The organism is Pirellulales bacterium, from assembly GCA_033762255.1.
Taxonomy (GTDB): domain Bacteria; phylum Planctomycetota; class Planctomycetia; order Pirellulales; family JALHPA01; genus JANRLT01.
Genome location: JANRLT010000003.1, coordinates 16,621 through 28,136, shown reverse-complemented (window position 1 = coordinate 28,136; position 11,516 = coordinate 16,621). Strand labels below are relative to the sequence as shown.

The 11,516-nt window shown below is 53.2% G+C and carries 5 protein-coding genes; 2 read left to right on the top strand and 3 right to left on the bottom strand.

The annotated features are described in order from the left end of the window. Positions 1-229 precede the first annotated feature (229 nt). Complete coding sequence (locus tag SFX18_00475) at positions 230-1,111, top strand: hypothetical protein (GenBank protein ID MDX1961592.1); 882 nt, start codon at positions 230-232, stop codon at positions 1,109-1,111. A 718-nt stretch (positions 1,112-1,829) separates the two neighbouring features. Then, a complete protein-coding gene (locus SFX18_00470) occupies positions 1,830-7,679 on the top strand; it encodes a S8 family serine peptidase (GenBank protein ID MDX1961591.1) in 5,850 nt (1,949 codons plus the stop codon). Positions 7,680-7,750: 71 nt separating this feature from the next. Here the strand turns inward: SFX18_00470 and SFX18_00465 are convergent, their stop codons facing one another. The 3 genes from SFX18_00465 to SFX18_00455 all read right to left on the bottom strand — a co-directional run bounded on the left by SFX18_00465 (position 7,751) and on the right by SFX18_00455 (position 11,299). Then, the gene (locus tag SFX18_00465; GenBank protein MDX1961590.1) at positions 7,751-8,317 is read right to left on the bottom strand and encodes a hypothetical protein; all 567 of its coding nucleotides are present in this window, start codon (positions 8,315-8,317) and stop codon (positions 7,751-7,753) included. 295 nt (positions 8,318-8,612) lie between these two features. Continuing rightward, a complete protein-coding gene (locus SFX18_00460) occupies positions 8,613-9,848 on the bottom strand; it encodes a protoglobin domain-containing protein (protein MDX1961589.1) in 1,236 nt (411 codons plus the stop codon). Positions 9,849-9,937: 89 nt separating this feature from the next. Then, positions 9,938-11,299, bottom strand: a complete 1,362-nt coding sequence (locus SFX18_00455) for a sigma-54 dependent transcriptional regulator (protein ID MDX1961588.1) — start codon at positions 11,297-11,299, stop codon at positions 9,938-9,940. Positions 11,300-11,516: the final 217 nt, after the last annotated feature.

The following is an 11,516-nucleotide window of genomic DNA, read 5'->3' as shown; positions in this document are numbered from 1 at the left end:
GGAAGTGGAAAATGATAAAACGAAAAACTTTGACTCGCGGGTGAAAATCTTGTTGACCTATCAGGAGTTTGCCCCTATTTTACGTACAAGCCATAAATTTTACGCCCACGAGAAAGATTGGCTGGATCGGTTAATGCTGCGGTTCTTGGTCGTGTGACCAAGGGCAAGAGAACGCCAGCGGATCGATTCGCGGAGCAGAGCAGAGAACTTTCATTGAAGGAGTCTTACTATGAAGCGGTTGATGGGGATGTTTGCTTTTCTTGCAGTTTTGAGTATCAGTTCTGCATTCCTGCCTGATGCTAATGCTGATGTTTTCATTGACGACATGTACACACCGGGAAGCCGAACAAGTTTGAATACCGGAGCAGATGTGAAGTTGTACAAGACTGCCACTGGCATTCTTCCTACTGATGTCCAAGTTGATTCGGATACAAATGCTGGTGGGTTGTTTAAGTGGACAGGCGGTACTTGGAGTCCGTCTAACCTTCGTCCCACTTCATTCAACTCCTATTGCATTGAATTGGTTGAGAATCTCAATGCAAACAAATTCACTGCTGTGGATTTGGCAAGTGCCCCATTGAATAACAATCCAATTGGTCCAGCGAATTATGGTGCTATGGGAGCAGCTGCCGCTAATTGGATTGGAAAGCTTTTTAGCATTTACGGGACAATTTTTTCCGAAAGTGGCTTTGATCCAATTGGGAATAAGTCCGGCGCGTTAGCTGGTTTGGCAGGAACTCTATCTGCTGCGGAACGTGCCTCAGCACTCCAGCTTGCGATTTGGGAAATTTCCTATGACAAGACATCAGTGGATTTAAACACTGGCTTTTTGCGATCTACTGCTACTACCACTGATGTTTGGAAGTTAGCTAATAAGCTTTTGAACGATGTTAAAGCTGTCGCTAACAGCATCACTAACAATGATCGCAAGTTTGTACTGGCACTTCAAAATGCTGGTCTTAATCAAGATCAGTTGATCTCTTCGCCTAACGGTGGCGGGTTTGTTGATCCAGTACCCGAGCCTGCTACCCTAGTCATTTGGGGATTGATCGGTGGAATTGGCGCGATTGTTGGTACACGTTACACTCGCAACCGCAAAATTGCCGCCTAACGTGTTTTCTGCTCTGTGAAATCGTCCATGCTCCCTAGAATTCATTCTAGGGGGCTTTTTTTATGACTCCGTACATATCACCTAAAATTTGCTCTTTCTTCTTCTATAATCTGCGTGGAATTTGGGTGGAATGTGTGTATTGGGTAATTTGATTGCAGCTACTCTCTCATAATGCACTTATTGTATTATTCTAAAAACGTAAATATTTCCGCATCCGAAAGGCAATTGGATCATGATTCGGTGCGGAAAATTCTATTTTTGCTTCCTTTAGACATCACCATTTAAGCCTAATCCCCCAATTTTTATAGGTATGTTGTTATTGAGACAATTCTCGATAGCATCTGTTACTGTAGTGCGACCCTAATTTTTTTGATTTTTGTGTCAAAATGCCTGTTCCCCCTTTGAACGAGGGGGTGGGGGGACCCACGCTAGGCCCGAATAGCCCGATTATTTGAACCAACTAACCTAATCGCAATAAATTCCCTATTTTTCCAGTACTTGTTCTCGCTCTTATTGCAAATATAAACTAGATTTGCTCTGTACGAAGGAGCTTCTTCCTTCGCAAGTCAGTTCTTGACTTAAAAAGGTGCTTGTTTTTGGCTAACACTACATCTTAAGAGGATGTGGGATGGCTGTAGGTAAGCACTCAATCCAAAATCATCAACGCTAGAGTGCTTTAGACTCGACTCAAGTCTAGTTTGCATTTCATCTTGCGCAGATGTGGGAGTTGACACCAATGCATTACAGCTTCAAGCGGCAAGATTTGTCTCGGCGGCTAGAATTTGAACGCTGTGAACAACGGATGCTAATGAGCGTTTCTCCCAGCATTCCGCCGGACTTCAAATTGAGCGACTTGTTTGTCGAAGATATTTCGGATTCCACAATTCCACAAGGGACATCGTTCGGTGGCGGGACTAGTTACGGAAATACTGGTGCACATACACTAACAGGGTGGAATACTGTACAAAACGCATTTGGGCTATCCGGAACAGGTCAGACAGTTGTCGTCATCGATAGCGGAATTGCCTACAATCAAGTTAGTCTTGGTGGGGGCTTTGGAAGCAATTATAGAGTAGTTGGCGGCTGGGATTTTGTTGAGAACGATGCAGACCCTTTTGATGATGGCCCCGCTGGCTTTCACGGTACGCATGTTGCAGGAATTATCGGTAGTAGTAGTACAACTTACCCAGGAGTGGCTCCAAATGTAGATTTAGTTGCATTACGCGTATTCAATGACCAAGGAACAATGTTTTCCACAGCAATACAAAATGCACTAACTTGGGTGCATAATAATAGAAATTCATTTGCTAACCCTATTACAGCAATCAATCTATCGTTGGGCTTTGATTATAACTCAGGTACGCCTCCTTATTGGGCAATGCTGGAAGATCAATTAAATCAATTAGAAGCCGACGGTATATTTATCTCCGTAGCAGCAGGAAACTACTTTGCATCCTACAATGCTCCAGGTCTTAGCTATCCTGCGGCAAGCAGTTACGTCGTCCCGGTGATGTCGGTCAATAGCAGCGGAGTACTCAGCGGCACTAGCCAACGCCATTCCCGAGCCATTGCCGCGCCTGGTGTATCGATTACAAGCACGGTGCCTGACCATCGGGGCAATAATAACGGCATTCATGACGACTTTGGCACGTATTCCGGCACCAGCATGGCGGCACCGTACATCGCCGGATCGTCGGTGCTGTTGCGCCAGGCGCTCGAGATAGCCGGGCAGACGAACATCACGCAGGACATGATTTATGACGTGATGATGAACACCGCCGTGACGTTTTTTGATTCGGCGACCAACGCCAACTACAAACGGCTCGACCTGTATAACGCCATCAACACGGTCCTGGCCGGGGACGATTTTGGCTCGACGGCCGGGACCGCCCACGCCGTCGGCACCCTGACCGATGGGCACGTCTTTAACGGCGCTATCTCGCGGATCAGCGATCTCGATTATTTCACCTTCACCGCCTCCAGTTCCGGCACGCTGGACCTGAGCGCTGTGGAAAAGCAAGACCTCTCCCTCACCTGGGAAGTGACCGTCGGCGGCAATACCACCACCTACACCGGCAACAACATTTCGCTGGCACTGACCGCCGGACAGACCTATACGCTCGCCCTGGGGACAAACGACGGGGCGGGCCGTTATCTGGTGACAGCGGACATTTCGACCAGTTCCACAGGCGCCCACACCCCCAGCGTCACTAACGCCAGCACCCTAGAAGACACCCTCTCCGCGGCGGGGCTGGTCATCACGCGATCCGCCCAGGATGGAGCCGAAGTGACGCATTTTCAGATCACGAATATCACCAACGGGACGCTGTACTTGAATGACGGCGTCACGGTGGTGGCCAACAACAGCTTTGTCACCGCGGCGCAGGGGACCGCGGGGTTAAAATTCCGGCCGAATTCCAACTTTGTCGGGACGGGAAGTTTTCAGGTCCAAGCGGCCCTGGGCTCGACCGTAGGCCAGTTGGGCGGGAGTTTGGTCACCGCCCAGATCACGGTGAGCGCTGTCGCCGATACGCCGAGTGTGACGAATGCCACGACGACAGAAGATATTACGACGTCCAGCGGCCTCGTGATTACCCGTTCCGCCGCTGACGGGGCGGAAGTGACCCATTTCCAGATCACGAATATCACCAATGGCACACTGTACCTGAACGATGGCGTCACGGTCGTCGCCAACAACAGCTTTGTCACCGCCGCGCAGGGAACGGCGGGGTTAAAATTCCGGCCAAATTCGAACTTTGTCGGGACTGGATCATTCCAGGTGACATCGGCGTTAGGCGCTTCGGTAGGCCAACTTGGCGGGAGTTTGGTCACCGCCCAGATTACAGTCAGTGCCGTCGCCGATACACCGAGCGTCACGAACGCCAGCACAACCGAAGATGTTACAACTACCAGCGGCCTCGTGATTACCCGTTCGGCCGCCGACGGCACGGAAGTGACGCATTTTCAGCTTACGAATATCACTAACGGTACGCTGTACTTGAACGATGGCGTCACGGTGGTCGCCAACAACAGTTTTGTGACCGCCGCGCAAGGGACCGCGGGGTTAAAATTCCGGCCGAACGCCAATTTTGTGGGGACCGGCTCGTTTCAAGTACAAGCCTCATTAGGTGCCAGTGTCGGCCAATTGGGCGGGAGCACGGTTACCGCCCAGATCACGGTGAGTGCTGTGGCCGACACGCCAAGCGTCACGAACACTTCCACCCTGGAAGACACGCTAAGTTCTAGCGGATTGGTCATTACCCGCTCCAGCGCCGACGGAGCCGAAGTCACCCATTTTCAGATTACGAATATCACCAACGGGACGTTGTACTTGAATGACGGCGTCACGGTGGTGGCCAATAATAGCTTTGTCACCGCCGCGCAAGGGACCGCAGGGCTAAAATTCCGGGGGAATGCGAACTTTGTCGGGACGGGAAGTTTTCAAGTCCAAGCGTCCCTGGGTGCTTCGGTAGGTCAATTGGGCGGCAGCCCGGTCACCGCCCAGATCACGGTCAGTGCTGTGGCCGACACGCCAAGCGTCACGAACGCCAGCACAACCGAAGATGTTACAACAACCAGCGGGTTAGTCATTACCCGCTCCGCCGCCGACGGGGCGGAAGTGACGCATTTTCAGATCACCAACATCACCAACGGGACGCTGTACTTGAACGATGGTGTCACGGTGGTGGCCAACAATAGCTTTGTCACCGCCGCGCAAGGGACCGCGGGGCTTAAATTCCGGCCCAATGCCAACTTTGTGGGGACGGGAAGTTTTCAGGTCCAAGCGGCGCTCGGCGCCAGCGTTGGCCAATTGGGCGGGAGCTTGGTAACCGCCCAGATTACGGTAAATGCCGTGGCGGACACGCCGAGTGTAACGAACACGTCCACCCTTGAAGACACGCTAAGTTCTAGCGGATTGGTCATTACCCGTTCCGCTGCCGACGGAGCCGAAGTCACCCATTTTCAGATCACGAGCATCACTAACGGGACGCTGTACTTGAACGATGGTGTCACGGTGGTGGCCAACAACAGCTTTGTCACCGTAGCCCAAGGGACCGCGGGGCTAAAATTCCGGCCAAATTCCAACTTTGTCGGGACGGGAAGTTTTCAAGTCCAAGCGGCGTTAGGAGCTAGTGTTGGTCAGTTGGGCGGGAGTTTGGTCACCGCCCAGATTACGGTGAGCGCTGTCGCCGATACACCGAGCGTCACGAACACTTCCACCCTGGAAGACACGCTAAGTTCTAGCGGATTGGTCATTACCCGTTCCGCTGCCGACGGAGCGGAAGTCACCCATTTTCAGATCACCAACATCACCAACGGGACGTTGTACCTGAATGACGGCGTGACGGTGGTGGCCAACAATAGTTTTGTCACTGCCGCGCAGGGGACCGCGGGACTTAAATTCCGGCCAAATGCGAACTTTGTCGGGACGGGAAGTTTTCAGGTCCAAGCGGCCCTGGGTGCTTCGGTTGGTCAACTTGGCGGGAGCCCGGTCACTGCCCAGATCACGGTGAGCGCCGTCGCCGATACACCGAGCGTCACGAACGCCAGCACAACCGAAGATGTTACAACAACCAGCGGGTTAGTCATTACCCGCTCCTCGGCCGATGGAGCGGAAGTGACGCATTTTCAGATCACGAACATCACCAACGGGACGTTGTACCTGAATGACGGCGTCACGGTGGTGGCCAATAATAGCTTTGTCACCGCCGCCCAAGGGACCGCGGGGCTAAAATTCCGGCCAAATTCCAACTTTGTCGGGACGGGAAGTTTCCAGGTCCAAGCCTCGTTAGGTGCCAGTGTCGGTCAACTGGGTGGGAGCTTGGCAACCGCACAGATCACGGTCAGTGCTGTCGCTGACACCCCCAGCGTCACGAACGCCACGACAACCGAAGATGTTACCACAACCAGCGGCCTCGTGATTACCCGTTCCGCTGCCGACGGAGCGGAAGTCACCCATTTTCAGATCACCAACATCACTAACGGCACGCTGTACTTGAACGATGGCGTCACGGTGGTGGCCAATAATAGCTTTGTCACCGCCGCCCAAGGGACCGCGGGGCTAAAATTCCGGCCAAATTCCAACTTTGTCGGGACGGGAAGTTTCCAGGTCCAAGCGGCGTTAGGTGCGAGTGTTGGTCAGTTGGGCGGGACTACCGTGACAGCCTCCATCACGGTCACCGCCGCCGCGGGAGCTGGTAGCAATCAGGCAAACGCCATTGACTGGGGAACCGTCGCCGGTCAGACCTATGCCGGGATTTCGTTCAATGGCGAATTGTGGTATGCCCTGACAGCGTCACGAACCGGAATATTGACAAGCGAACTCCTCACCAGCCAAGGGTCCGCCAACGCCGCACTAAGTATTTTTAATCAACCAAATCAGCTCTTGGCGAGTCTAAATTTTACCGCCAACTCGCGAGTTGATCTGCAAGTTCAAGCGGGACAACGGTATTTTTTCAAATTCTCGGGTAGTGCCAGCAATCTAAGCCATAAACTTACCAATTTAATTACACAAACGGGTCAAACCGTCACCGTTGGCGGGACCAGCGACGCGGATAATGTGGTCTACCAGGCTGGAGCGTTTCATGCGGTGTTAGTCAACGGGACCCTGTATACATACGCCCTATCCCAGGCGAACACGTTTAACCTGGATGGCGGAGGAGGGCACGACTTGCTGACGCTGATGGGGACCAGCGGCAACGACACGGGCACCCTGGGACCGACGTCCAGTTCGCTGCGCGGCGCCGGCTTTACAGCCAACGCAACTGGTTTTGAACAGACCTCGATTAATGGCAATGGCGGCAGTGATACCGTCGATATGCACGATTCCGCGGGGAATGACTCGTTCTTTGCCAATCCTTGGTACGCCATGATGTCGGGGGCGGGCTATGTCAATATTGCCAATGGGTTTGGCAATGTCCGGGCCTACGCCAGTAGTGGCACCGACGGGGCTAATTTGCATGATTCGGCCGGCAACGATCAACTGACCGCGAACCCGACGACGATCACGCTCAGCGGGACGGGTTTTTCGCTCACCGCCGCCGGTTTTGATTACACCCAAACGTACTCTTACTATGGGGGAAATGACACCGCCCTGTTGATTGATTCCAGCGGGAGCGATCTATTCTCATCACTGCCAAACTTCTCCGTTTTAATGGGGAGTGGATTTTACAATTTGGCGGATGGCTTTCGCAATGTGACCGCCGACGGCCGCAACGGCGGATACGATGTGAACTATATGTTCGATTCCGCCGGTAACGACCTGTTTAGCCTCAGCCAGACCGGCGCGGTGATGCAGGGGTCGAATTTTTATAATTACGCCAAGAATTTTGACTTTTCCGTAATTTATTCCTCCTACGGAAACGATACAGCCACCCTCTATGACAGTCCGTTTGACGACAATTTTGAGGTGGACGGGGAATGGGGCCGGTTTAGCGGCTTTGGCTATTATGGCTGGCTAAACAAATTTGAAACCATCAATCTCAACGGCACCGCGGGGGGATACAACACCATCACGCGCCGGGCCGCCGCGCAGTTTGTGTTTAACGAGATCGGGAGCTGGTACTAGGACTGGATATCGCGGCGATGATTCCTTAACGAGCGCTGATCCGGCGTCCCAGACCCTTCGGCGCGCATTCGTCATTTGCCGCGATGAATTAATAATTGGCTGAGCGCCACGCAGCCCATCCACCCCAACAGCGTTACTTCAATCCAAAAGTTCAGGGAAAAATTCAAGAGTGGCTTACTTAACAAGGCGTCCACGTGATGCAGCGAACACGCCCGGATGACGCTGTAAATCAATAATAACGCCAGGGGGATAAGCGCCAACGCTTGACGTCCGACCCTACGCGTCAACCACCAAACGAGCACCGCCGCCCACGCCACTCCCCCTCCGCCCAAGACCAGGATCGCCGCGGCCTGATACAGCCGCCGCTCCTTGTACCATCCCTGGTCCCGGGCCATCTGCCGGCCCCAATTTGCGATTTGTTCACCCCACTGAAATTGCCGGGCAAAAGCCATGCCCAGTAGTATTACCGCCGCGGTTAGCCACATCCATTGGATGACGCGGGCCTGCCGGGTGGGGGATTTCCCCGGCCAATTTCGAGAGACGAGATAATAAAGCAGCGCGACGGCGCCGTAGGCCAGAATTGGCGGGAAAATGCCAAAGGAAGGTAAATTCGCGGCGAATACCAAATTATTAAACATTCTTTTTAACATCCAGACGGCGTAAGTTGCGCGATAACGGGGGTACTTGACTATATAACCCCAATTCTATTCCAGGCAATACGGACGCACCTGCGCGCGCTCCAGGCAAAAGAGCAAATTTTAATCGACGACGATATATTCTAGTTTGTAAGGACAAATGAAATAGACACCCGTCAGCTTTGATTCAGCTGGCGCAGAGCTAGTTAGGGCCTTCCATGCAGGCCATGTTTATTACGAATGTCATTTAACAATAACAGGTGGGCCAGGGCTCGATTATCGACGGATCCACGCTATTTTAAGAGACATGCGCTTCAAAGGGCAACTCAATCATAAATGTAGCCCCATTTCCCGGTTCTGAAACGACCCAAATTCGCCCATGCAGTTGTTCGATTAGGCTTTTTGTAAAGTACAGCCCCAAACCGGAGCCAGGAACGTCGCGGTGCATGGGGAGGCGGCGGAAAGGGACAAAAATCCGTTCGAGCTCATCGCGGGGGATGCCCGGGCCATTGTCAGAAATTGACAGTCGGCAGGTATTACCCCGTGTTTCGCAGGAGATGACGATGCGTCCCCCGCTATCGGCGACAAATTTTGCCGCATTGGAAAGCAAATTAAACAAGGCCTCGCGTAGCTTGACGCGGTCCACGCGTAAGCGCTGGGTCACCGGGGAAATGGTAATTTGAATCCGCTTTTGCTCAATGATCGGTCGAATTCGTTCCAGCGCTTCCTGAAGTGGCTTGTCCAGCGTGATGGCCTCGGGCGGGCCGTCGTCCTGCAGGGTAATCGAGGTCGCCAACAGTTCATCAATGGTGGTTCCCATGCGATAGGCGCGCTTTTGCGCCGCTTCAATCAATTCGCGCGCTCCCGCGGGAAGCTGCGGGCCGAATTCGTCAAGGACCTCATCGCACAAATTTGCCACGGTGGCCAAGGGGGTCTTTAAATCGTGCGAGGTCAACTGCGCGAATTGCCGTAACGAATTATTCGCCTTCCACAGCATGTCCAGAGCGATTCGCAAGGAACTGGTACCTTGCGCAAAGTAAGCCTCCAGCGTCAACCCGATGTCTAGTAATACCGCGCTTACCAGCGACTGGATGTCCTGGAGTTGGTCTTGCCCGCCAGCTTCCGCTCGTTTTGCCAAAAGGGTGAAAACCTCGTGCAAATACAGGTTATATGCCCCTAAAAACGAATGCGGCTCAATCCCGATCTGGGCATGCATATTTCCCACATGCAAGCGCTGGTCAAGGTATTCCTCGTTCCAATCAGCCGCCAGCATCGACTCCAGGTGGCTGACTTGGGCCAGTTTTAAGCGGGCCACGAGTTGAGGGTCCCCCAGATGCTTGGCGGTATGCGCAAAGGCGAATAAATGGTCGTAAAACCGCTCGACAATCGACAGTGTATGAGGACGAATCAGCTCTAGAATATCCCTCAGTCGCTGTTGTTCCGCGGACCCAAGCCGCAAAAACTCAAGATGCTCGGTCAAGCTAAGCTGGGAAGAACCGGGGAGTTCGTTGTTACTCAGGGGAAAGGTGGGCATCGTGCGGCGCGACCGGGGTTAATCGGCCAGCGGTGGAAGGGAAACAACTTCCGCGCCGGACTGCCGGTTCAGCGGAGATAAACTGTAGTTTAAGGCAAATCGTACTTGTCCAACAACCGATAAAGGCTGCGCCGGTTGATCCCCAACACCCGGGCGGCCCGCGCCTTGTTTCCCTTTTCGCGAATGAGGACTTCCAACACATGCGAACGTTGAATGCTGGCTAAATCATCGCCGGGAGGCTGGGTGGGAGGTTGGTCGGAAGCGGGGTGGCGGTCGGCATTGACGGCATCCCCGGCGATTTCCGAGGGGAGATCCTCGCGTGTGACGATCTGATTTTCGGCTAAAATCTTGGCGCGCTCCAACACATTGCTTAATTGACGGATATTTCCCGGCCAGGAATATCGCTCCAGCGCGGCCAGCGCGGCGGGGTCGATTTTCCACTCTGGACCTAAAAAGTGTTCCACCAGTTTTGGCAAATCCCCCGTTCGTTCGCGGAGGGGGGGCAATTCCAATGAGAGGACATTGATCCGGTAATAAAGGTCCTCGCGAAAGCGTCCCGCCTGGATTTCTTGGGTCAGTTTGCGGTTGGTTGCGGCGAGCAAGCGGACATTCACGCGGCGCTCTTTGATAGAGCCGACGCGCCGCAACGTGCCGTCCTCTAGCACCCGCAAAAGTTTGGCCTGCAATCCCCCCGCCAACTCGCCAATTTCATCAATAAATAATGTTCCGCCGTCGGCGATTTCAAATAAACCGGGCTTGGCGTTGATCGCCCCGGTAAAGGAGCCTTTTTCATGGCCAAAGAGTTCACTTTCTAATAATGACTCGGGCAGGGCGGCGCAGTTGATTACCACCAGCGGCTTATCGACGCGGTTGCTGCACAAGTGCAACTCGCGGGCGACTAATTCCTTGCCGGTGCCACTTTCTCCTTGAATCAGGATCGCCTTGTCGGTGGGACCAGCTCTTTTAATGAGCCGGTGGACTTCGCGCATCGCTGGAGAGTCGCCAATCATGCCGGAGGGCTTGGGATGTTCCCGTTGTAACACAGTTTTCAGTTGCAGATTTTCCTTGCGTAATTGGCGATGTTCATTGGCCTTTTCGACCAAAAGTTCCAGTTCGGCCAGTGGAAACGGCTTGGTAATATAATCATAAGCGCCAAGCTTCATGGCCTGCACGGCTGATTCGATCGAACCTTGTCCCGTGAGCATGATCACTTCGGCTTCGGGACGTAGGGGGGTGAGTTTTTCCAGCATTTCCAGGCCCCCCATCCCGGGCATGACAAGGTCTAAAATGACCACGTCATACTCCCGCCGCGCTAGTTCCGCCAACCCCTCTTGACCGCTGGAGGCTTCGCGTACCTGATAGCCACGCCGTAAAAAACGCCGCGCCACCGTCCCCCGGAAGTCAGAGTCATCATCGACTAGGAGGAGTTCCAAAGCGGGTGTTTCTGCCATGGGAAAACCTGTAAAATTGCCAATTCAACTGTGTATGTCAGTACACTGATTGTTCCGGAAACTGGGTAAAAATATTTTACTATAGAGGCAAACGCCATGCCCGACCAAAGAATTACTTATCCAGCTGTAATTTGCGCTTCCCTGTCTCAAAAAGCCTGAAAAAACCAGGGTTTTCAGCTGTCGAGGGAAACCCTGGGGTTGTCCCACCTCGGACGAA